The 21,494-nt window shown below is 36.2% G+C and carries 23 protein-coding genes; 10 read left to right on the top strand and 13 right to left on the bottom strand.

The genetic code is table 11. The features are described 5' to 3' along the window. Positions 1–8: 8 nt before the first annotated feature. The 3 genes from GFU89_RS21500 to tssO are packed head-to-tail and all read right to left on the bottom strand — an operon-like array spanning position 9 to position 2,043. Entirely contained in the window at positions 9–920 is a 912-nt protein-coding gene (locus GFU89_RS21500; RefSeq protein ID WP_318849068.1) for a PKD domain-containing protein, read from the bottom strand. 50 nt (positions 921–970) lie between these two features. After that, a complete protein-coding gene (locus GFU89_RS21495) occupies positions 971–1,495 on the bottom strand; it encodes a type VI secretion system transmembrane protein TssO (RefSeq protein WP_318849067.1) in 525 nt (174 codons plus the stop codon). 11 nt (positions 1,496–1,506) lie between these two features. Further along, positions 1,507–2,043, bottom strand: a complete 537-nt coding sequence (gene tssO / locus GFU89_RS21490; RefSeq protein WP_318849066.1) for a type VI secretion system TssO — start codon at positions 2,041–2,043, stop codon at positions 1,507–1,509. 179 nt (positions 2,044–2,222) lie between these two features. On the opposite strand from tssO, the gene GFU89_RS21485 reads away from it, so the two are divergent. The 6 genes from GFU89_RS21485 (at position 2,223) to GFU89_RS21460 (ending at position 8,345) form a co-directional block, all read left to right on the top strand. Next, on the top strand, positions 2,223–2,894 hold the full coding sequence (locus tag GFU89_RS21485; protein ID WP_149388314.1) for a response regulator transcription factor: 672 nt from the start codon (positions 2,223–2,225) through the stop codon (positions 2,892–2,894). A gap of 318 nt (positions 2,895–3,212) precedes the next feature. Further along, the gene (locus tag GFU89_RS21480) at positions 3,213–3,503 is read left to right on the top strand and encodes an HU family DNA-binding protein (protein WP_002984212.1); all 291 of its coding nucleotides are present in this window, start codon (positions 3,213–3,215) and stop codon (positions 3,501–3,503) included. Positions 3,504–3,869: 366 nt separating this feature from the next. Further along, positions 3,870–5,429 carry a ribonuclease E/G gene (locus tag GFU89_RS21475; protein ID WP_318849065.1) on the top strand — a complete coding sequence of 520 codons (1,560 nt, stop codon included), beginning with the start codon at positions 3,870–3,872 and terminating at the stop codon, positions 5,427–5,429. Between the two features lie 75 nt (positions 5,430–5,504). Continuing rightward, entirely contained in the window at positions 5,505–6,935 is a 1,431-nt protein-coding gene (locus GFU89_RS21470; protein ID WP_318849064.1) for a T9SS type A sorting domain-containing protein, read from the top strand. 75 nt (positions 6,936–7,010) lie between these two features. Further along, entirely contained in the window at positions 7,011–7,481 is a 471-nt protein-coding gene (locus GFU89_RS21465) for an OsmC family protein (protein ID WP_318849063.1), read from the top strand. Between the two features lie 213 nt (positions 7,482–7,694). Beyond that, a complete protein-coding gene (locus GFU89_RS21460; protein ID WP_318849062.1) occupies positions 7,695–8,345 on the top strand; it encodes a response regulator transcription factor in 651 nt (216 codons plus the stop codon). Positions 8,346–8,712: 367 nt separating this feature from the next. Here the strand turns inward: GFU89_RS21460 and GFU89_RS21455 are convergent, their stop codons facing one another. The 6 genes from GFU89_RS21455 to GFU89_RS21430 all read right to left on the bottom strand — a co-directional run bounded on the left by GFU89_RS21455 (position 8,713) and on the right by GFU89_RS21430 (position 14,123). After that, positions 8,713–10,224 (bottom strand): carboxypeptidase-like regulatory domain-containing protein, encoded by a 1,512-nt coding sequence (locus GFU89_RS21455; RefSeq protein ID WP_318849061.1) that lies wholly within the window; start codon positions 10,222–10,224, stop codon positions 8,713–8,715. Between the two features lie 12 nt (positions 10,225–10,236). Next, complete coding sequence (locus tag GFU89_RS21450; RefSeq protein ID WP_318849060.1) at positions 10,237–11,601, bottom strand: CsgG/HfaB family protein; 1,365 nt, start codon at positions 11,599–11,601, stop codon at positions 10,237–10,239. 24 nt (positions 11,602–11,625) lie between these two features. Beyond that, the gene (locus GFU89_RS21445; protein WP_264519018.1) at positions 11,626–12,036 is read right to left on the bottom strand and encodes a curli production assembly/transport component CsgF; all 411 of its coding nucleotides are present in this window, start codon (positions 12,034–12,036) and stop codon (positions 11,626–11,628) included. 11 nt (positions 12,037–12,047) lie between these two features. Then, positions 12,048–12,782, bottom strand: coding sequence for a CsgE family curli-type amyloid fiber assembly protein (locus GFU89_RS21440; protein WP_318849059.1), 735 nt, complete (start codon positions 12,780–12,782; stop codon positions 12,048–12,050). 7 nt (positions 12,783–12,789) lie between these two features. Further along, positions 12,790–13,188 carry a hypothetical protein gene (locus tag GFU89_RS21435; protein WP_318849058.1) on the bottom strand — a complete coding sequence of 133 codons (399 nt, stop codon included), beginning with the start codon at positions 13,186–13,188 and terminating at the stop codon, positions 12,790–12,792. Between the two features lie 116 nt (positions 13,189–13,304). Beyond that, positions 13,305–14,123: an RIP homotypic interaction motif-containing protein gene (locus tag GFU89_RS21430; RefSeq protein ID WP_318849057.1), complete on the bottom strand. Its 819-nt coding sequence runs from the start codon at positions 14,121–14,123 to the stop codon at positions 13,305–13,307. A 425-nt stretch (positions 14,124–14,548) separates the two neighbouring features. Between GFU89_RS21430 and GFU89_RS21425 the strand changes: the two genes are divergently transcribed. The 4 genes from GFU89_RS21425 to GFU89_RS21410 are packed head-to-tail and all read left to right on the top strand — an operon-like array spanning position 14,549 to position 17,809. After that, on the top strand, positions 14,549–15,178 hold the full coding sequence (locus tag GFU89_RS21425) for a CoA pyrophosphatase (protein WP_318849056.1): 630 nt from the start codon (positions 14,549–14,551) through the stop codon (positions 15,176–15,178). Positions 15,179–15,205: 27 nt separating this feature from the next. Then, positions 15,206–16,012, top strand: a complete 807-nt coding sequence (locus GFU89_RS21420; protein WP_047373745.1) for a lysophospholipid acyltransferase family protein — start codon at positions 15,206–15,208, stop codon at positions 16,010–16,012. A 15-nt stretch (positions 16,013–16,027) separates the two neighbouring features. Then, positions 16,028–16,465 carry a hypothetical protein gene (locus tag GFU89_RS21415; RefSeq protein ID WP_318849055.1) on the top strand — a complete coding sequence of 146 codons (438 nt, stop codon included), beginning with the start codon at positions 16,028–16,030 and terminating at the stop codon, positions 16,463–16,465. A gap of 6 nt (positions 16,466–16,471) precedes the next feature. Then, on the top strand, positions 16,472–17,809 hold the full coding sequence (locus GFU89_RS21410) for a UDP-N-acetylmuramate--L-alanine ligase (protein WP_318849054.1): 1,338 nt from the start codon (positions 16,472–16,474) through the stop codon (positions 17,807–17,809). 81 nt (positions 17,810–17,890) lie between these two features. On the opposite strand, the gene GFU89_RS21405 is transcribed toward GFU89_RS21410, so the two are convergent. The 4 genes from GFU89_RS21405 to GFU89_RS21390 form a co-directional block, all read right to left on the bottom strand. Next, complete coding sequence (locus GFU89_RS21405; RefSeq protein WP_318849053.1) at positions 17,891–18,502, bottom strand: hypothetical protein; 612 nt, start codon at positions 18,500–18,502, stop codon at positions 17,891–17,893. 74 nt (positions 18,503–18,576) lie between these two features. After that, positions 18,577–19,635, bottom strand: a complete 1,059-nt coding sequence (locus GFU89_RS21400) for a nitronate monooxygenase (protein ID WP_318849052.1) — start codon at positions 19,633–19,635, stop codon at positions 18,577–18,579. 136 nt (positions 19,636–19,771) lie between these two features. Then, positions 19,772–20,476 (bottom strand): DNA alkylation repair protein, encoded by a 705-nt coding sequence (locus GFU89_RS21395; RefSeq protein ID WP_318849051.1) that lies wholly within the window; start codon positions 20,474–20,476, stop codon positions 19,772–19,774. A gap of 105 nt (positions 20,477–20,581) precedes the next feature. Further along, positions 20,582–21,457, bottom strand: coding sequence for an aldo/keto reductase (locus tag GFU89_RS21390; RefSeq protein WP_318849050.1), 876 nt, complete (start codon positions 21,455–21,457; stop codon positions 20,582–20,584). Positions 21,458–21,494: the final 37 nt, after the last annotated feature.

The raw sequence follows: 21,494 nt of genomic DNA, 5'->3' as shown, positions 1-21,494 counted from the left end.
GGATGATATTATTTGCTTTGGTTGATTTCTACTTTAGTTACACACTCCTGTTTATCATCCAGGTTCACTTTTACAGTCTGTATCACCGTGTTTTTGTCAAACTGAAGACCGGCACAATACATGTAGAAGTTGTTCACTTTGCTGTCATTTACCTTTACTACTGTGTTTTCATTGTTACACAGATAGGTTTTCAACAGGTAATTGTAGTGCATATTGAAACTGTTTCCATTTGCAATCTGCTGCAGGTGATATTTGAAATCATTATCTACCTTTGCGTAAGAGTCTTCTACAGATACTTCTTCTTCTGCAAGAGCATCATAAGCCGGAATAATTTTGATATGGTGATAAATAGGCTCCTGAGTTTCTTCAGTGTATAGCGTTACCACATAGTCTCCGGGTTTTTTATAAGAATAGATTGTAAACTTATCTTTAGAATCTGTATTTCCTGTTTCTCCGAATTTCCATGCAAAAACTTTTGCATCAGAAATGGCACGGAAAGAGACGCTTTCATTTTGCATAGCCTGAGCTACTGCTTCTATAGTAGTTGCTGCTTTTGCTGTATCTTTTGCTTTCTGAACGCTTCTTGCGCCTACCATTACAGGGAAAGATTTCGTATACTTATTGTCAACGATCAAACTCACCTGATAGTATCCCGGTTTATTGTAGAAGTGAATTCCACTGTTTTTATCTGAAGTTGTACCGTCTCCGAAATTCCATCTTTTGGTTTTCGCAAACTGGGTTTTATCTTCGAATAAAAGCGTGTCTCCTACCGCCAGTGAAGACGGATAAACCACCCCAACAATATCATCGGCTGAATGGATAACTTTTTTCTGCAGCCATAGAGCAACCAATGCTGCGATGAGCAAAGTTGCGACAACACCGATAATAATGTTTTTCTTGTTCTTTTGAAAATAATTCATAGTTAATAATTGTGATGTGTTCTATATAAAATTCCTAGTATTTATACTACTTATTGCACTCTCGCTTTCAGGTCCTGCTCACGCTGATAAAGCCTGTTTTGCTTGTCCTTAAATCCGATTCTGCATTCATCCACCTGCTTCTGGAAAATCTTAATATCTTCTGTAGTGGTTGAAATCACTTTTTTGTCATCAAAGTACATTTTATAGAATTTTGCGATCTGAGGATAGGCATCTTTTCTGATATCAATAACATCAGTACTGTTGAAATAGCTATTAAGATCATTCACCCCTAACTGAATATTATTTTCTATAAAAGGCTGCGGACCGTCATTGGTAAGCTTTGTGATCATGGTATAAGTACTGTCCATGATTGGGATCACAATTTTCTGATGATGCTCAAATTCAGCTTTCTGTTCAAGATTCTGAATCCCTCTTACGTCTTCATCAGAAAATGGAGATACAAATCCTTTTAAAAAGATTACCCCCAAAAATAACATAGCAGTCACTAGCATCAGTATTAAATAAAAAAACTGATAATGCCTTTCTTTCTTCGATAATGTGATTTGTCCTTGCATATCTTTTCTTTTTATCTTCTTCTTTTACTTCCTGTGAAATTTCTTGTTGGGTCTTTTCTAAGCTCGTTATTGGTTACTTTTATTTTACCCATGCATTCATCCAGATCTCTTAGAACGGTTTTCTTCTTATATTCTACCTCAATGATCTTCGCCTTTAAAGTCATCATAGGTACTATCTGCTTCATCAGTACAGCATAATGCTTAAAGCTTTGTGCACTGTCTTTACCCATAATGTTTTTGGCATCTCTCACGTTATCCATAATACTGGTTCTGAGAAATACGTCATTCTCCACCTTATTAATACTAAGCTGGTTCATTTTGTCATAAATTTCATCAATATGATCTTTCAGTACGTCACTTCGAAGCATGAGTTCTTTATAAGCTTCAGCTTCCCGGCTAATCCCTTCACGTTGTATATCATAACTCTTAAAGAAGAGAAATAAACACGTAAAAGTTACAACCGACAAAACGACAAAAGACAGAATAAACTTCCAAATGCCTATTCTGACGTCAGATTTGTTTAATTTTTTTTCCCTGTTAGAAGACATAATTTGCGATTTGTTTGGCCTGTGAAAATATAAAAAAAAAATTTTATGCACAATACGTAATTTCCCCAAGTCTGTTTCGTAAAAACCCTGATTAAATTAATATTAATTTTCACTTTGATAAGTTTTTCATAAATTAGACCTCTAAATTTTAAATATCATTCGCCAAATCGATATTAAGAATGAGTAAAATATTATCTAATACCGTACGTTTTTCTATTGCTGACAGTGATTTTTATTTTAAAAAAATAATGATCAAAACTCTCATGGAGAATCCTTTCTATATGCTCCTAAATGACTGTAACAATGGACACGAGCTGGTAAACAGAATCTACAGAAGACAGGAGGATGTGTTCATCATTGAGCTCTTTATGCCCGTGTTAAGTGGAATTGAAGCCATCAAATATATCCGAAAAAATAACTCGGAAACTCCTATTATTACCTATTCCGGCACTTATCAGGAAGATATGGCTGAAATCCTTTCAAAGATTCCTAATATCTATTACTGCCAGAAAAAAAGCACTATTATAAAAGATATCATCAAAGGAAGCATTGCTTCTGAAGACTTTGACTATCAAACCTATTCCAAAGAATGGGAGCAGCAGCCGCTTGCAGTACAGGAATATATGGACAGACAGAAAAAGGGTCAGGAAGAGCTTTCTCCGGCTGAAATACAGCTGATGAGATTCTGCTATGAAGGCTTCAGTAATAAAGAAATTGCAGAAAAACTTAACCTGAGCACAAGAACCATTGACACTTATATCAACCGGCTTACAGAAAAGCTGGGGCTGAAAACCAAGCTTCACCTTATACGTTTCTGCGTAGAAAACGGATATTACAATTCCAGTTTATAAAAATTCTGATTTCAGATTTAAAAAATTAAAATTCCGGATAACAGATGGAGGCTGAAGAGGCTTTGTGAACACTTTGTTTAAAGTAAGAAAACCCTGCAGAACCTATCGTTACCGGCATTTATTAAATTTTGTTCATTATTTTTTTGTACCTTTATGCCGCTAGATTATTTTATTGTTAAATTATAATAACCCTGCCTTAATATACTATATACATTAAAAGCTCAACGATTTGAATAAAAATATTTTGCCACTAATTTGCTAGTATTCAATTTTTTTAACTAAATTTGCACACCTAAAATTTAAAATTAAAATAAGGAAATGACAAAGGCAGAATTGGTAAACACCATCTCAAATAAGTTGGGAACAGAAAAGAATGAAACACAGAAAGTTGTAGAAGCTTTTATGCAGGAGATCAGAACTTCTATGTATAATGGGGATAACGTTTATCTAAGAGGTTTTGGATCTTTTATCATTAAAACAAGAGCTGCTAAAACAGGAAGAAATATTTCTAAGAACACTGCAATTGAGATACCTGCTCATAACATTCCTGCTTTCAAACCTTCAAAATCTTTTGTTGAGAAAGTAAAGACTAAAGTTGCAGTAAAATAAGAACATTAACTGAATATTAACTAGTTACTAAAAATTAAAATTATGCCAAGCGGAAAGAAAAGAAAAAGACACAAGGTTGCGACTCACAAAAGAAAGAAAAGAAGAAGAGCAAACAGACATAAGAAAAAATAATCTCCTCTTTTCGAGATTTACAATATAATAATATAGTTGGTGGTTTTTAGTTTCTAAAGTTCACCGACTATATTTTTGTTTGCAACTATAAGATTCCGCGGAAAGCGGATGGTTTCAAATATTATTTTAATAAAAATATAATGGTTTTCATTCAAAATCCTTATATTTAATAGATGAATTAATCAAGAAAAACATCCACTTCCTATAATCTTAACAATTTTATCTTATTAAAAAATGAAGAAAGAACTAATAGTTTCGCATGAAGATGATCTTACAAAGATTGCACTACTGGAAGACGGAAGACTATGTGAACTTCATGAGCAAGAGGACAAAAGCGATTTTATAGTTGGAGATCTGTTTATAGGAAAAGTAAAAAAACTAGCACCCAATCTGAATGCAGCATTCGTGAATATCGGATATGACAAGGATGCATTTCTGCATTACCAGGATCTGGGACCTCAGTATCTTACATACAGGAAGTTTTTAAAAGATACTATTTCTAAAAAACAAAGCACTTCAAGCTTAAAAAATTTCGAGATACAACCCGAAATAGACAAAAATGGAACGGTAGATAAAGTAATTGCCAAGGACGATATAGTTCTGCTGCAAATCACTAAGGAGCCTATTTCTACAAAAGGCCCAAGAATCTCTACCCAAATCTCTCTGACAGGACGTTTTCTTGTTCTGATTCCTTTCGACAATAAAGTTTCTATTTCCAAAAAGATCAGAAGCTTTGAAGAAAAGGAAAGGCTGAGAACCCTTATCGACAGCATCAAGCCTGAAGGTTTCGGGGTTATTATCAGAACAGTAGCCGAAGGAAAAAAAGTAGCAGACCTTCATAATGATATGAACCAGCTGGTTCAGAAATGGGAAAGCACTTTTAAAAACATTCAGAAAAATAAAGTTCCATCCAAAGTTTTAAGCGAAGAAGACAAAGCTTCAGCTATTTTAAGAGACAATTTTAATCAGGATTTCGTCAATATCATCTGTGATGATGAGCAAATGGTAAGTGAAATGACAAATTACGTAGAAGTAATTGCTCCTGAAAAGAAAAATATTGTCCAGTTTTATGATTCCCATATTCCTCTTCTGGAATATTACAATGTTGAAAAACAGCTTAAACAGAGCTTCGGAAAGCACGTAAACATTCCAAGTTCCAAAGGCGCCTATCTTGTTATTGAACACACAGAAGCACTTCACGTCGTTGACGTCAACTCTGGTAATAATATTACCACCGGAACTGCTGTCAACAAAGAACATGCACTGAAAGTGAACAAAATGGCCGCTACTGAAATCGCAAGACAACTTCGCCTCCGCGATATGGGAGGGATCATCGTAATCGATTTCATAGACATGCCGAATTCTGATCACAGAAGAGATCTCTACGAGCATCTGAAAGAGGAAATGAAACGTGACAAAGCACGTCACAAAATCCTTCCTCCAAGTAAATTTGGACTGATCCAGATTACCAGACAAAGAAACCGTCCGGAAAAACAGATCGAGACCAAAGAAGAAAACCCGAACAAAGACGGAGAAATTGTAGCTCCTATTGTTATTGTGGAAAGAATGGGTGAAACCTTAAGAAACATCCTGCAGAAAGAAAAAGGAAAAATCTACCTGCATGTACACCCATTTGTAGAAGCCTATTTAACCAAAGGCATCAAAAGCATCCAAATGAAATGGTTTATCAAATACAAAAAATGGGTAACCATCGTTCCAAGAGATTCTTTTAAATATTTGGAATACAAAATCTACAATGCTAAAAAAGAAGAATTAATAGAATTCTCTAATTAAAACAAAATTCAACCTCTGGTTTTTACCGGAGGTTTTTTTTATTACTTTTGCCAGACATAAAAACTCAAACAAATAATGAAAAAAATTTTATTACTGGCTATTCTGGTGATCCAGAATATCTCTGCCCAGATTGTGTCTAAAGACAATCTTTTTGCTTCAAATGGTATCTATTCCACTACCAACTATGATGCCTGGTCTAAAATGATTCAAAACTCAGACGGAAGTATTTATTTTACCTATACCAAGAGTAACGGAACCACTCCTTCATCCTCTTTTTTATCAAAATTAAATGCAAATGGTTCTGTAGACTCAGCTTTTGGGAATAATGGTGAAATTCAATTACCTTATACTTCAAATGACAGCCAACTGAAAATGCAGCCAGATGGCAAGCTCTTGATCCATGCTTTTGACTCCGACACAGACACCAATTACTCAGCAATTATTAGAATACTTCCAAATGGGCAACCGGATTCATCGTTTGGCATCAATGGAGTTTCAAAGATCCCTGATATCAACCCCGATCTTAATATCCGGGGATACGGGCTGGTTCTTCAGAATAATAAAATAATCGTTTACGGACAGAAAACAATTATTCCTTTACAAGACCCTACAGGAATTATATGCAGACTGAACGAAAATGGAAGTCTTGATACTACTTTTGGAACAAATGGCTTTATCAATAATTTTTCAAGCTTTAGCTTAGTAGCTTTAGACAACCAATCCAATATAATCTGTTTTGGGTATAACAAGACAGATCCTACAGGTTCAGCATATGTTGGCGCTGTGGCAAAATACAATGCAGACGGACAACTTATTACTGGTTTTGGGAACGCAGGTATTGCCAACCTAACTTTCAATCCAGGATATATTCAATCTGCAATACTTGACAGCAATAACAATATTATTTTTTCAAGCTTTGATCCGAATGCAGCCGGAAGCCTTAACAAAATCAATGCAAATGGAACTTTTGATCCCTCATTTGTCGCTAATTTCAATTCATCTTTTTCTTCTTTGAATGATATTTTGAGTATTGTTGAAAAAAATGGTTACTACTACATAGGAGGAATGAATTATGCCCAAAACGGAGGTGAGTTTTTTATTTCAAAAATTACTCAAAATGGACAAATAGATCCTGTTTTCAATTATTTTGTGGAAACAGATTCAAACTTGACAACCATTGGTGATATGATCATCAACGACAGTAATATCATTGTTAACGGAAGTGGCTATATTGTAAAATACCTTCTTAATAATATGACACTGAGAGCAGCTAATCCGGTTAAGCCTGCTTATGCCATTGCAATTGAAAACCCTGTCGGCCAAAACCTCATCTTCACCTCAAAGGATAAAGTGGCTAAAATAGAAATTTTCTCTCTTGGAGGACAGACAATAAAAATAATAAAAGATTCTCATTCTTCTGTTTCAGACTTACCCAAAGGTAGCTATACGGCAAAGGTGACTTTCGAGAATGGCGACACAACGAATAAGAAACTTATCAAAAATTAATAAGAATTCATATTTCATTTTTTAAAAAAGTATTTGCTTAATTTTAGCAGATACTTTTTTTATTTTCAAATCAAAATGAGCAAACACCATCATTACAAAACCACCATCCAGTGGACAGGAAACAAAGGAACTGGAACAAGCGGATATAGAGATTACGAAAGAAGCCACACGATTTCAGCAGAAAATAAAGTGGCTATAGAAGGTTCATCTGATCCGGCATTTCGTGGTGACAGAACAAAACATAATCCGGAAGAAATGCTTTTATCTTCTCTTTCATCCTGCCATATGCTATGGTACCTTCACTTCTGTTCTGAAGCCGGTATTATTGTAACAGAATATACTGATGAAGCAGCGGGCACAATGGAAGAAACAGCCAACGGAAGCGGCCATTTTACGGAAGTAATCCTGCATCCCAAGGTAACAGTTGCAGAAGAATCAATGATTGAAAAAGCGGAGCAAATTCATCATAAAGCCAACGAATATTGTTTCATCGCCAACTCAGTCAATTTTCCGGTGAAGCATATCCCTACCACGTTAGTTAAATAGTACCACATCTGAAATTAAATTCCGGAAACACTGATGAATATTATACTTTAACAGTAATAACTCTAAAAAACTCCACTTAAAGAGAATTATTTAATAAAAAATCAACAAAAATAATGTTTTACCATCAATAAAAACACAATAATTTTAAAATATTTGTCAATTTTATTCAAAATATAAAGTTTTTTTACTATTTTTATATAAATAAAACAGACCATGATGAAACCAAGATTGACCATTTTTGATGAACCCATGCTGTATACAGAGGGATTATCAAGACTGCTAACACAAAGCAAAATCTTCAGTACAATTGACATTTGTAATTCTTTGGAAACCCTCTCCAAACACTTAAAAGAAGAACCTTCTGAAATGCTTGTCATGAGTTCTAATATGCTCATGCTTACAGATATCTGCAAGTTGGTAGAAAGTATTATTTCTGAACATAAAAATACCAAAATCATTGTCATAGGAAGCTCTTATGATGTGATAGATATGCGGAAGCTCTTCAACAAAGGTATCAAAGGTTATCTGGACAAAAACTGTACCTATGACGAGTTCCTGAAATCCATTAATATATTACTCCTTAATGAGATTTATATCTGTGATCATGCAAAGGAAAAAATGATGAACTTCATCAGCAGCGAACAGGGAAAACAAAATCCCCACATCAAAGAACCACTCACCCGTCGTGAAATGGAAATCCTTAAACTGATCTGCGACGGATGCAGCAGTAAAGACATCTCTGAAAAACTTTTTATCAGTATCAATACGGTAGAAACACACCGAAAAAGAATTCTTTTGAAACTTAATGCGAAAAACTCAGTCGGAATTGTAAAATATGCTATTGAGAATCATATTATCGACTGAAATTCTCCCATGAAAAACTCAGAAAAATTCCAAACTTTACAGTCTGGAATTTTTTTTATGTCTGAATTCATTCTTAATACTAGATTCAGACGCAATTTATTATTAATCCTTTTTCATTGTAAGATGAGAAGTGAAACCTGGAGATCAGAAATTGAGCGATGAAAAAGCTTATATAACTTTATCTTTATTGTTTTATCTGCAAACAACCCAAATTTCTAATCTCCGGCTCACCACTTGGAACTTTAAACTTTAAAACCCTGGACTTTTAATATCATTAAACAATGTGTTTTGCAAAGCCAGTCATTGAATAATGAAAAGCAGCTAAACAAGATTAAACATTAAACTTAAGAACATTAAACCTTGAATCTTATTCATAATCCGGCATCTCCCCGTTGCTGAAAAGTGCTGTTCGGGTAAGATCCGTCATACTGCTGTTAAGATCAATGACCATTACATTTCTTTGCGAAATATTATCATTGGAAGTATTCATAAAAATGATCTGCGCATTATTCGGTGAGAACCTTGGATCAAGATCATTGGTACCTAACACTTTTTCGCTTTCAGCAGAAATATCGCTTATGACATCTGTGACCAGATTATAGATGAAAATATGTGAATCCAGCTGTCGGTAATTTCCGCTTCCATCCAGATATCCTGAGACATCACGGGTAAAGAGAAGAAGCTGTCCGTCTACAGAGAAATTCAATCCACCGCTGGCTCCTACAGAACCAGACAATACGGTTTTTAGGACGCTTCCCGTCATATCGATAACATAAACTTTAGTGTTATAACCATTATAATCATTGGTTTTCAAAGCTATTTTACTTCCGTCATAGCTCCAGTCGCATTCGGATATCATACTTCCGTCAGGAGTGGTATATACCAGACTCAGACCGCTGCCGTCTTTATTGATCCTGTACAGCTTATTAAAGTTGGAATAAATAAGCTCCTTACCATTGGTGCTCCAGGCAAAATCCATTTCATAATTATTAAAACCTGCTACAGCCACCGTTGTTACTTTAAAAGGATTGGAGCCATCAGGATTGGCTGTATAAATATGAGTACTTCCACCTTCTGTACGAAGAAATGCAATAAGACCTGCATTATTGTTCTTACGTGGCCGCCAGCTGTTGTAGGAAGAATTGGTAAACTGGAAATTATTTCCCTGATCATCGCTGGAGATGATAACAAAGTTTCCATTCTGTTTTTGGGTATAATGATACCTGTTGGCCGGCACCGTATTGGTGGTGAATTTACTGGTAGAGCTTAAAACTGGCTGGTGAATGCCGTCCGAAACAGACACCTGCCAGAAGTAACTTACACCAAACTTCAGATTTGAAAGCGTATAATGATTAGCTGTCAAATCATTAACCTGAATCACATTAGTGTCAAGATTATTTTTAATTGCCAAACTGTATTTTAAAACATCCGCTGTATCCGGATCCGTTGCGCTCCAGGTTAATTCGACGCTCAAAGGTTGATTTACTGCGTTATCTATCGGACTTAGCAACTGTGGTGTAGCGGGAGGAGAATTCAATGATGTATCATCATCCATCTCAAAAACTGCCGTTACCACTTGATTTTGATTCTGTATATTGACAGACTGGAAGCTGGTAATATATCCTGAAAGTTCTGCTTTTACAGAATAATTTCCTACCGGCATGGCTGCGATTTCAAAAGTACCGTCTGTACCACTGAAAACCGTCTGTGTTGTAGGATTGGTAAAAATTTTCACATTGGAAAGCGGCACATTACTGCCTCTTTTTACGACTTTTCCTTTTAACATTCCTGTTTGAGCCTGTTCTACAAGGTCTTCATTGCATGAAAACAGACAAAAAGCAAAGATGAATATGCTGAGTATTTTAATTAAAGTTTTCATAATTCGTGTTTTTTATTTGTTTCCGAAGTAAAAGTTGATTCCTATACCAAAGCGAAAAGCCTGATCTTTTCTTTTTCCGTTCACAAGGCCTTCCCAGTCGTCTTTGAAGCCCAGGTCATATTGAGCTGAAGCTCTCAGTGAAACATTCCGGCTGATCATATATTCCAATCCGCCTCCGAACTGTCCTTTATATTGAGGTTTATATTTTGAATACATAGCTCCTACTCCACCATAAATGTATGGGCTGAATCTATATTTAGGAAAAAGTACATATTCCAGATTCACTTCGGGACCGAAATAGTTTCTTTTTGCAATATTTGAATTTTCAAGAGTAAAATAACTTCCATTTATTTCTACATTCAGGTAAGGAGTAAGAAAATATTTAAATCCTATTTTACCTCCAACGTTCATTTTAGCCCCTACATAATCATCTTTCACCTTCTGTCCTTCCACATTGGCAAATACAGAAACTTTCTGTCTGTAGTTCTCAGGATATTTGCCGCCTACTGCTCTTCCATCATTTTGCTCCTGTTCTCTGTTATATTCATTGATTAAGGTCTCGTATCCTCCATTAGTATCCACTGCTTTCCCCCATATTTTATCTCTTATACCTTCTACAATAAGAGATTTTACTGCTTTTTCAATAGCCTCGGTGACAGCAAGCTGAACGGGCTCATTTTGTGTAAGTCCTACCTCAGCCTCCAGGAGTCTTTCCGTATCAATATATCTGAAAAAACTTCCGTTGACGCTGGTTGAAAGAATGGTTTTAGAAGTGTAAACTGTTTTAAGAATTTCTCCGTTAAGAGTAGAGACAGCACGAAGGTAAATAGTAATTCTATCCTGGCGGTACTGTGTAGAAGCACCGATACCGAAATATCTTGCTCCAAGTCCTCCGGTGAGAATATTGCTGTCATATGAGATTACGCCGCCTTCAAGAAGAATTCCGGCATACAAAAGAGGAGGAAGTGCCTGAGTGTTTTTATCTGCATCCTTTATATATTCCTGTCTTGTGGAACGGATGATTTGTCTTTCATTCAGAAGATTGGCAATATTTTCCCTTTCAATAGGGATAAACCAATGGCTGTCTTCCAGTGCTTTGATAAGAATGGTGGTGGTTCCCTGAGGGACTGCCGTACTCCAGTTGTTTCCGTTTTCGGAAGGTTTATACTGGCCGGTCTGATCCCTGAATTTGTAGACCCCTATTACAATTTTTTCTTTGGGAAGGGGAAGATTTTTCAATTCTGCGGTAGAGGAAGTAACCTCTCCCATAGTTGGCTTTTCGGGATCCGAAGGTAAACCAAATATTGAACTACAAGCCTGCAGAATGCATAGCAGGAAACTACAGAAAAAGATTCTGGTGTAAGTGTAGGTTGTCATGGTAAGTTTATTTTTAGTTATTTCCTATTTCGGAATTACGATCTCGGACTGATCGCCATTGCTGGTATCCAAAATATTGATTAAAAGTCCCTGATTAGTATTGGTAATCTGTAAGTAAAGCGATCCGAAAAGATAATTTCCAGGCTTTATATTTCCATCACCAAACTGTTCATCAAACAGTTTTCTTGAAAGTTCGCTGAGAATCTGTCTGTTGAGACTCTGGGTAAAGCTGTCAAGAGAATTTACACGATCCAGCAGATCGCTGAAATCATTTTTTTCATCAAATTGGTTTTGTGCATTGGCAGAGCTCAAAAGCCACTGATAATTAAACGTGTCTCCTCCAAAAGCCGGATTGACCGGTTTGTAGACGAGCTGCTGAGATTTTCCGTAGAAAATACCCGCAATAAAGGTCAAAAAAATGATAAAGGTTTTCATGGCGGACATTTTTAGTAGATAAATTCATTTTTAATAAGGTTTTTCTTAGCATTAAATTCTTTGATATATTTTAAGCTGTAGACCAGCTGTTCTTTTAAATAATCTTCTGCAGGATTAGTCATAAAACTGTAAATAATTTTATCCTCAATCTGAATATTGATCTGGCCGCTTGTTCCACGAAGGGGAAGTTCTGTAATGGTGACGGCACTGCTGCTTTTATCCGGAAGCTGGCTGTATTGCATGTAAAACAGATCATAAAAATCTTTTCCAACTTTAGTTTTGGTTTCATCAATGGTAAGTCCTCTTAATTCATAAGCCGCATCTTCTTCTACCTTTGCTGTTTTCTTTTTAAAAAGATCACTGTTAAGCTCCAGACTATCTTTGGCGACTAGTTTTTGGGTTTCTTCGTCTCTGATATAAAGAAAGGCTTTCAAGGCATCTTTTGATTCAAGATTGACACTGATCTCTGACAGTATTTTGACTTCATTGGGATTAACAGAAAATTTACCACTTTGCTGATTGTTTGAAAGGTTTCCTCCGTTTCCTTTTTTGATAGAAACCAAAAGGTAATTCAGTTCCTTGTAAACGGTGGTATTATTCATTAAAATTGCTTTCAGTATAATCTGATTTTCAAGGAGGCTGCTTTCTATTCTTGCGTTTACTTTTTTATCTTCCTGCCCATAAGTCCATACAGACAGGAAGCTAAAAAATGTGCTCAGGCTAAGGGAATATAAAAGTTTCATCATTTGTATTTTAATAGTTTCTCATGAAAACTGTTTTATTATCTCCCTTTACGTTGATCTGGATTCCATCCGAAATACTATTGCTTCCCGTGACATCAATAATATTGTTGTTTCCTTGTGCGGTAACTGCGGCTTTAGTTTCTTTATCTGTAAATGAATTGATAAAATAAAGTGTATTAAAGTCTCCCAGTTGTTTTACAGCAATATTAGTTTTGGCATTCAGAGAAAGCTCGGCATTGTTATAATCACCTATTTGAATGATATTGCTACCGTATGAAGTCTGATCAATCTGCTGCCTGGCTATAAGATTAAAGATTGTATTACTGTTGATCTTATCCCAGTCGATTTCCTGTGCCTGCAATCGCAATAATGCGAAAAGAGCAAAAACACTCCATCTTAAAGTAAACATGGCCTATAGTGTGTTAAAGATACTGATGCTAACCGAAGAAAATTGGAGGTAAAAAAGGAGAAACCCTGTAGTTTCTCCTTTACAATTTCTAAGATTTACAGTATGTGTTATAGGGCTTAATTGGATTGATTCACAATCATTGAGTTTCCGTTACCCATCTGAGTTCCTACATGAATATGAGAGTCACCAGTCTGAGTTACCCAGGTAAAGTTTCCGTTACCCATTTGAAGGTCAATTGCTGTGTTGGAATCACCTAACTGGAACTGATAAAGTTGATTGGCATTACCTGCCTGTACTCCCACAGAGGTATTATCATCTCCTATCTGTACTGAAGCTGCGATATTACCTGTTCCTGCTTGTACATGAGTAGCACTGTTATCATTACCATCCTGATACTGAACAAGGACATTATTGGCTCCTATCTGAATTCCACTGGCGTCATTTCTTCTTCCCAGCTGAACCTGATATGCTTCATTACCACTACCTAACTGAATAGCTGAAGCGTCATTTCTTCTTCCGTCCTGATATTGAACGACAGAGTTACCCAATCCTACCTGTACCGAAGAAGCATCATTTCTTCTTCCGATCTGAGTTTGTTCTGTAGAGTTAAGAACTCCAAGCTGCCATGTGGAAGCAGAGTTTCTGTTTCCCATCTGCATTACTTGATTTGAGTTTCCAATACCTACCTGATCTACATCTATAGAGTTTCTGTTTCCTATACTTTGTGCAGTATTAACGTTCAAAATACCTACCTGATCAATGTCTGCGGTATTACGATTCCCTGTCTGTGTCAAAGAGTTGATGTTCAAAAGACCAGTCTGATCCACAGTAGCAACATTTAAGTTTCCTGTTTGGGTAGTCACATCAATATTAAATTGTGCAAATCCGAAACTCATGGCGAATAGTGTAAGTACACCTGTAAGTAAATTTTTCATCTTAGTAAAAATTAATTGGTTAATAGTAAGGCAAAGGTAGCCTCTGCATCAAAGTGAAAAACCACCATCAAAGTGTAAATTTCAAAAGTCACTGTTTATAGGTGTAAGGGTCACTATTTGCCGTTGTATGGGGGTCATTGTTTTCAGTTACGGGAAAACACGGGAGTCATTTTAAGCTCTGTAAGTAACTCAGTAAGTGGTGAATATTGAATTTTACAAGGTCATGATTATCACTCATCATTCCAAGTTTATCATAAACATTGAAACTTCACAGTTTTGGGTTTTAAACTATTTATCGTCATCCACTATTTATTATTCACTTGCAAAGGAAAATTCACGGCAACTCATCTTTAATGCTGATATCCGCATAGGTTAATTAATGTTAAGGCCATTATTTCTTCAAGATATATTGTTAAATTTGAGGTATGGAAAATTTTGGAAAAGATTTATTACGAAAAATAAAAACAGTAGAACTTCCCGGTGAACATGCACATGGGGTCTTCTCACCTCCCTCCCGTCCCGTTTTTACGTATGATGAAGTATTGGCAAAGAATCCCAAATTTGCGGCTGTTAATATCGTACTGTATCTGAAAGACAACGAGTGGTATTTTCCATTGATTCAAAGAACCATTAATGAGCACGACAGACACAGCGGGCAGATTTCACTGCCTGGAGGAAAGCGTGAAGAGATGGACAGAGATTTTGCTGAAACCGCAATTCGGGAAACTTCCGAAGAAATCGGGATAGACAAACATTATCTAAGGATCATCAGAGAAATGTCTCCTATTTATGTTCCACCGAGCAATTTTTATGTATATCCTTATATTTCCTATACGAAAAAGAACCCAGCCTTCATTCTTCAGCAGACAGAAGCTGTGGAAACGATAGAATTTCCCATCACTTCTTTTCTAAATTTGTCAGATACCCCCGAAATCATGGCACTGCCTAACGCAAACGGATATGAGGTCCCTGTTATCAATTTTAACGGATACATTATCTGGGGTGCTACAGCAATGATATTAAGTGAATTCAGTCAGTTGCTGAAAAAAATGTAACTTTGCACTACCGTGTTTAATTGAGAAATGGCGAAGAAAAATATTTTCACCGATGCATTCGGAACACCTTATTTTTTGAAAAGGTTTATTATTTTTATTTTAGGAGTTGTATCATACAGAAGATTCAACGGATTTAATAAGTTAAAGATAACGGGGACAGAGCACCTGGTGGATCTTCCGGATTCTAACGTACTTTTTGTATCCAACCATCAGACTTATTTTGCAGATGTGGCAGCAATGTACCATGCCTTCTGTGCTGTGAACAACGGATATCTAAACACGATAAAAAACCCGATCTACCTACTGAATCCCAAGATTGATTTTTACTATGTGGCAGCAGAAGAAACCATGAATAAAGGTATTCTTCCCAAGATCTTCAAAATCGCAGGAGCTGTAACGGTAAAAAGAACATGGAGAGCTGAAGGAAAAAATGTCAACAGAATGGTAGACATGAGTGAGGTAGATAATATTATGAAAGCATTGGACAATGGCTGGGTAGCAACTTTCCCTCAAGGAACTACTTCTGCTTTTGCACAGGGACGAAGAGGAACAGCCAAATTGGTAAAGAATCAGCGTCCTATTGTAATTCCAATCAAAATAAACGGATTCAGAAGAGCTTTTGATAAAAAAGGACTCCGCGTAAAGGTAACCGGTGTAAAACCTACGATGGAATTCAAAGCTCCTTTGGATATTGATTATGATAATGAAAAAGCACCGGAAATTTTACTGAAAATCATGACTGCTATTGAGCAGACAGAAGATTTCAACCTATTACACAGTTATGATGAAGAACTTAAAGCTAAAAAATTAGAACAAAAGGACTCAAATAATTAAAGTAAATTAAAAATTATGAACAAAATACTTGGAATCTTATTCGCAATCATAGTATTAGTTTCATGCAACAGCCAAAAAGTATATTCGGATTTTGATATCAGCTATTCGAAAAGTGGAGGCTATGCTCCTGTATATGAAAATCTGCTTATAAAAGGAAATAATGTACACTACTCTTTTGAAGGGCAGGGCAAGAAATACAAGCAGGATTTTAAAATCTCTGATGAGGATCTAAAGAAACTGGATCAGGTGCTTTCTCAGAACAATTTCAGAAGAATACAGGAAGACCGTAAAAAAATCTACGACAACATTTCAACTTCTATCAATATCAAGAAAGGTCCTAATGAAGGGAGTAAATCGGATGCCAGCATGATCATTTCGAATTATCAGACCAACTGGAAAAACATTCTTGAGGCTTTCCAGCAGATCATTAATACTAATGTTAAAAAACAGTAAATACAATTGAAAACCCACTTCATTGCCATTGGCGGAAGCGCCATGCATAATCTTGCGATTGCACTAAAAGACAAAGGATATCAGGTGACAGGTTCTGATGACGCTATTTTTGAGCCTTCAAAATCCCGTTTGGAAAAGAAAGGAATTCTGCCTCAGGAAATGGGCTGGTTCCCAGAAAAGATCACTCCGGATATTGATGCTGTTATTCTTGGGATGCATGCCCATCAGGATAATCCTGAACTGGCAAAAGCAAAAGAACTGGGTCTGAAAATATATTCTTACCCTGAGTTTCTCTACGAACAGTCAAAAAATAAAACGAGAGTTGTCATTGCCGGATCACATGGTAAAACAACCATTACTTCAATGATTCTTCACGTTTTGAATTTCCATCAGAAAGATGTGGATTTCATGGTAGGAGCTCAGCTTGAAGGTTTCGACTGTATGGTAAAACTTACCCAGGATAATGATTTCATGGTTTTGGAAGGTGATGAATACCTTTCTTCTCCTATTGATCTGCGCTCGAAATTTTTATTGTATCAGCCGAATATTGCTTTGATGAGTGGTATTGCATGGGATCATATCAATGTTTTCAAAACGTTTGATGATTATATTGATCAGTTCAGAAAGTTTGTAGCAAGCATTACAGCGGGAGGAGTTCTGGTATACAATGAAGAGGATCCGGAAGTGGTGAAAGTAGTGGAAAATGCTGAAAACTATTTCAGAAAAATCCCTTACAAAACTCCTGAATACGAAATCAATAATGGTAAGGTATATTTAAAAACTGAAATGGGAGATGTTCCGCTTTCTGTTTTTGGAGCCCACAACCTGTTGAACATGGAAGGAGCAAGACATATCTGCAGACAGCTTGGTATTATGGATGAAGACTTCTATGAGGCTATTATGAGCTTCAAAGGGGCGTCCAAACGTCTTGAGAAAGTAGAAAGAGAAGATAAAGGAACACTTTATAAAGATTTTGCCCATGCACCAAGCAAGGTAAAGGCTGCTGTAAAGGCATTCATAGAACAGTTTAAAAATAATAAGAAATATGGATTTCTGGAACTTCACACGTATTCCAGTTTAAATCCTGCTTTCCTTGAGCAGTATGACCATGCAATGGACGGACTGGATGAAGCTATCGTTTTCTATTCTGAGGATGCTTTGAAGATTAAGAGAATGGAGCCTATATCTCCAGAGTTTATTAAAGAAAAATTCAAGAATGAGAATTTAAAGGTTTTTACAAACGCTGAAGACCTTCATGCCTATTGGAATACATTAGATAAAACGGATGGTGTTTATTTAATGATGAGTTCCGGAAATTTTGGCGGTCTTGATTTAACAAAATAAATAAAAAGCTTCAGAAATAATCTGAAGCTTTTTTGTTAGATGCTTATTTTATGACTCAACAAAGTACTCTTTTATGATTTACTAATCATTCAGTTTCCTGTTGTTGGTCAGTTCTACAGTTTTGATGGATCCTACCGGTGCAATTTTTATTGTTTTATTACCTTTTGCCAGATAAATGTAATACATACTGTTTGATCCTATCAGATGTACCAGCTCAGAATTTCCATCACCATAATTTAATGTATAGTCATATTTAAGCCTGTTCTCCTTTATTCTTTTTGTTAATGTCATCCCTTCACCCCAACCTATTCCTACGAAAAAAGATAGCAGCATCATAGCCATAAATCTTACAAACATATTGGTAAAGTGATTCTCGATAGCCTCTTTGCTCATACTTTCATGGTCTTTAAGGGAAGCCATTTTCAGAGCCCATTTTTTATTTTGATTGCTTTGCTTTGATAAATAGGATGGAAAGGCGAATGAAGATACAACGATGATAATAAGAGCAATCAATATGACTGGATGAGACGTTAAAGTAGCAATCGGACTGATCAGGATGTCCATGATTGTTGAATATTTTAGAATATTAATGCCTATCTGGTAGTAATAGACACTTTCTTTTAATATCCCCATTACGACAAGAAACAGGTAGCCGAACGGAAGTGATCTCTGAATTCCCTCTGAAAATTTCATTTCTATTTTCGTTGATTTTAGTTTTTATATTTCACGAAAATAGAAAATTACCAGCAAATTGAAAACATATTGACCTATATTTCACATTCTTTGATCAGATTTCTCAAAATTTCTTCTGTAGAAAGTTCGCTGTACGGATGGATAGACTGCCCTATCCAGATTCCTACAAATTCCGGATTTTGCAGAGATTTCGCAGCTTTGCGCAATGCATTGGTCAGTTTATTCTGGTAAGGATACGGTAAAATATATTCTGAGTTTTCAACCGTTTCTATAAATTGATTTTTAACTCCTCTCGCATATCTTCCGGAAAAGCTCTTCGTTAAAACAATTTCTTCTTCTCTTACTTTTTTCAGTCTTTCCTTTTCAAAAGGCTGTAAAGCACTTTCCTGAGAAGCCAATAAAAGATTTCCCACCTGGAAACCCTGTGCTCCTATATCTTTAACAGCTTTTAAGGTCTTGGCTCCGTAAATTCCTCCTGCATAAATTAAAGGAACATTCACATGATCATACACCTGTGACAGCAAAGACAACCCTCCGATCTGCGGAATATTCTCCGCCTCAAAACTTCCTCTGTGGCCTCCCGCTTCTATTCCCTGAACACAAATAATATCAATACCGGATTTTTCAAGCTGCAAAGCTTCATTCACAGATGTACAGGTTCCGATAAGAGTAACTCCGTTTTCTTTTAATTTCTGAATACTCTGATCATCCAGGTTTCCGAATGTAAAACTCAATATTTTACAGTTTTCCTCAATAATGACCTCTACCTGCTCATGATAAGTGGTTATATTGATCGCCTCAAGATCCGGAAGCTCTACTTCAATAGTATTTTCTCTGGCCAGCTGCTCGAGAAACTGCTTGGTTTTGACAAACTTTTCTTTTAAAGCATCGGTCACTTCAGGAATATGATGTACAAAAATATTTGCAGCGAAAGGCTGATCCGTAATTTTCTTCGTTTCTCTGATCAATTCAATAGACTGATCAGCGGAAAGATCTGCCAGTGCCAGCGATCCCAGACAATCTGCTTTTGCGGCAGCTGCAACCATCTGTACTGTACTTACTCCAAACATCGGAGCCTGAATAACAGGATATTTTATCCCTAGTTTTTTACTGATTGTATCCGGCCAAAACATAAGAATTATTTTTATTAAAATTTACGAAGAAAGCAACAATGAATGTCATTCAATATCATGATATTACTCAGTGAAGTTCAAGGTTTAAGCTTTAAAGTTATTGATCAACATTTTTTACAGATGATGCAGAACAAACTTACTTTGCCTTCCTGAGTTCTTTATAGTACAGCTTTGATTCTGCATCAAGCTTTTCTGTGGCATAAGAAAATGTGACAGCAGGCATTGTCTTCACATAAGCATCAAGAAAATCGCTTAATTTCTTCTCATCTTTTTTACCAGCCTCTCTTACCCAGCTTCCTACCGCCTTATTCACCAGTTCATGGGTATCATGAATAAGAATTTCGGCAATGTCAAAAGTATCACCAACCTCATTTTTCCTGATAAAGGCATGAGTACTTACAATAGCTGTCCTTCTTTCCCACGGACTTTCGGAATGGGCAAGCTGGTATAAAATATCTCTGGGTTTGTCAATAAGATATTCCCCGATAATATAACACGCCGCTCTGTCTACAAAATCCCAGTTATTCAGACGGTCATGACGGTTCAGATACAGATCAAAAAGGTCTTTCTTCTGATCATCAGTCGTTTTTTTACTTCTGGCCTGGAAATCCATGATACTTACGGCTCCCATCCTCACTTCATAAAACTCGCTGTCAAGAAGTTTGTTGATCTCATCCAAAGGCATCGCAGAAAACTCTTTAGCGATAGTAAAAATATCTCCGAATTTCACTCCGAAACTCTTTGTAATCCCATCATTTCCTTTGAAAAATTTCTCCACTTTATCGAGTTCTTTTTCATTTTTGAATAACGAGAGTGTTTCTATGAATTCTTTTGCAGTCATGGGTTTTAATCAATTTAAAATCCCGCAGGTTTCACAATCGCTCAGATTCCTGATCTGTACATTCATGAAAACTGCGGGAATTATTTTATTTTATTAATCTGAAGATTAAATATCTGCTACGGAATTCAGCATTTTTTGTTCCCATTCAGGATCTTTAGGATCAAAGAATAATCTTTTTCCTGTATCTAAAGAACGAACAATATTCATTTCATCTTCTGTCAGTTCAAAATCAAATACATTAAAGTTTTCTTCAATTCTTGATGGTGTCACAGATTTCGGAATCACTACAAACCCTTCCTGAAGGTGCCATCTCAGAATTACCTGAGCCACAGTCTTACCATATTTTTCAGCAATAGCTTTCAGATCAGGATTGCTTAAAAGGTTGGCATTCCCATTTCCAAGCGGACTCCATGGCTGTGTTATGATATTATTTTCTCTGTTGTAGACCTGCAATTCTTTTTGCTGGAATACCGGATGCAGTTCAATCTGGTTGATCACTGGCAACACTGTTGAATTAGCTTTTAATTCTTCCAGCTTCTCAATCGTAAAATTACATACGCCTATAGCTTTGATCTTTCCTTCTTTGTATAACTCTTCCAAAGCCTTCCACGTTCCCAGGAAATCTCCATAAGGCCAATGGATAAGATACATATCAAGGTAATCCATCTGCAATCTGTCTAATGTTCTCTGAAAAGCACTTTTAGCTTTTTCATATCCATGATCCTGAACCCATACTTTTGAAGTGATAAACAGCTCATCCCTGTTTACTCCGCTATTTTTTACCCCAGCACCTACAGCTGTTTCATTCTGATAAATAGCAGCAGTATCAATCATTCTATATCCGCTCTGAATAGCTTTTATTACCGCATTCTCACATTCTTTAAGGTCTTCCATCTGCCATACTCCAAAGCCTAAAGCAGGAATATTCACTCCGTTATTTAAGGTTACCACAGGCTGTCCTGGATAGGTTTTCTTTTGCATAAGTCTTTATTTTAGTTATTAATATAAAGTGATAAAC

It is taken from the genome of Chryseobacterium sp. JV558, from assembly GCF_033712365.1.
In the GTDB taxonomy this organism is placed as follows: Bacteria; Bacteroidota; Bacteroidia; order Flavobacteriales; family Weeksellaceae; genus Chryseobacterium.
Note: the sequence above shows the minus strand (reverse complement) of the source record. Positions and strands in the feature narration are given on the sequence as shown.

What these genes read in the sequence shown, in the direction of transcription:
- GFU89_RS21480 (WP_002984212.1), top strand. Translation starts at nt 3,213, where the DNA reads ATGACAAAGGCAGAATTGGTAAACACCATCTCAAATAAGTTGGGAACA.
- GFU89_RS21430 (WP_318849057.1), bottom strand. Translation starts at nt 14,123, where the DNA reads ATGAAAAATTTACTTACAGGTGTACTTACACTATTCGCCATGAGTTTC.
- GFU89_RS21445 (WP_264519018.1), bottom strand. Translation starts at nt 12,036, where the DNA reads ATGAAAACCTTTATCATTTTTTTGACCTTTATTGCGGGTATTTTCTAC.
- GFU89_RS21485 (WP_149388314.1), top strand. Translation starts at nt 2,223, where the DNA reads ATGAGTAAAATATTATCTAATACCGTACGTTTTTCTATTGCTGACAGT.
- GFU89_RS21465 (WP_318849063.1), top strand. Translation starts at nt 7,011, where the DNA reads ATGAGCAAACACCATCATTACAAAACCACCATCCAGTGGACAGGAAAC.
- GFU89_RS21450 (WP_318849060.1), bottom strand. Translation starts at nt 11,601, where the DNA reads ATGACAACCTACACTTACACCAGAATCTTTTTCTGTAGTTTCCTGCTA.
- GFU89_RS21500 (WP_318849068.1), bottom strand. Translation starts at nt 920, where the DNA reads ATGAATTATTTTCAAAAGAACAAGAAAAACATTATTATCGGTGTTGTC.
- GFU89_RS21390 (WP_318849050.1), bottom strand. Translation starts at nt 21,457, where the DNA reads ATGCAAAAGAAAACCTATCCAGGACAGCCTGTGGTAACCTTAAATAAC.
- GFU89_RS21420 (WP_047373745.1), top strand. Translation starts at nt 15,206, where the DNA reads ATGGCGAAGAAAAATATTTTCACCGATGCATTCGGAACACCTTATTTT.
- GFU89_RS21470 (WP_318849064.1), top strand. Translation starts at nt 5,505, where the DNA reads ATGAAAAAAATTTTATTACTGGCTATTCTGGTGATCCAGAATATCTCT.
- GFU89_RS21455 (WP_318849061.1), bottom strand. Translation starts at nt 10,224, where the DNA reads ATGAAAACTTTAATTAAAATACTCAGCATATTCATCTTTGCTTTTTGT.
- GFU89_RS21425 (WP_318849056.1), top strand. Translation starts at nt 14,549, where the DNA reads ATGGAAAATTTTGGAAAAGATTTATTACGAAAAATAAAAACAGTAGAA.
- GFU89_RS21495 (WP_318849067.1), bottom strand. Translation starts at nt 1,495, where the DNA reads ATGCAAGGACAAATCACATTATCGAAGAAAGAAAGGCATTATCAGTTT.
- GFU89_RS21400 (WP_318849052.1), bottom strand. Translation starts at nt 19,635, where the DNA reads ATGTTTTGGCCGGATACAATCAGTAAAAAACTAGGGATAAAATATCCT.
- GFU89_RS21435 (WP_318849058.1), bottom strand. Translation starts at nt 13,188, where the DNA reads ATGTTTACTTTAAGATGGAGTGTTTTTGCTCTTTTCGCATTATTGCGA.
- GFU89_RS21395 (WP_318849051.1), bottom strand. Translation starts at nt 20,476, where the DNA reads ATGACTGCAAAAGAATTCATAGAAACACTCTCGTTATTCAAAAATGAA.
- tssO (WP_318849066.1), bottom strand. Translation starts at nt 2,043, where the DNA reads ATGTCTTCTAACAGGGAAAAAAAATTAAACAAATCTGACGTCAGAATA.
- GFU89_RS21405 (WP_318849053.1), bottom strand. Translation starts at nt 18,502, where the DNA reads ATGAAATTTTCAGAGGGAATTCAGAGATCACTTCCGTTCGGCTACCTG.
- GFU89_RS21460 (WP_318849062.1), top strand. Translation starts at nt 7,695, where the DNA reads ATGATGAAACCAAGATTGACCATTTTTGATGAACCCATGCTGTATACA.
- GFU89_RS21415 (WP_318849055.1), top strand. Translation starts at nt 16,028, where the DNA reads ATGAACAAAATACTTGGAATCTTATTCGCAATCATAGTATTAGTTTCA.
- GFU89_RS21440 (WP_318849059.1), bottom strand. Translation starts at nt 12,782, where the DNA reads ATGATGAAACTTTTATATTCCCTTAGCCTGAGCACATTTTTTAGCTTC.
- GFU89_RS21475 (WP_318849065.1), top strand. Translation starts at nt 3,870, where the DNA reads ATGAAGAAAGAACTAATAGTTTCGCATGAAGATGATCTTACAAAGATT.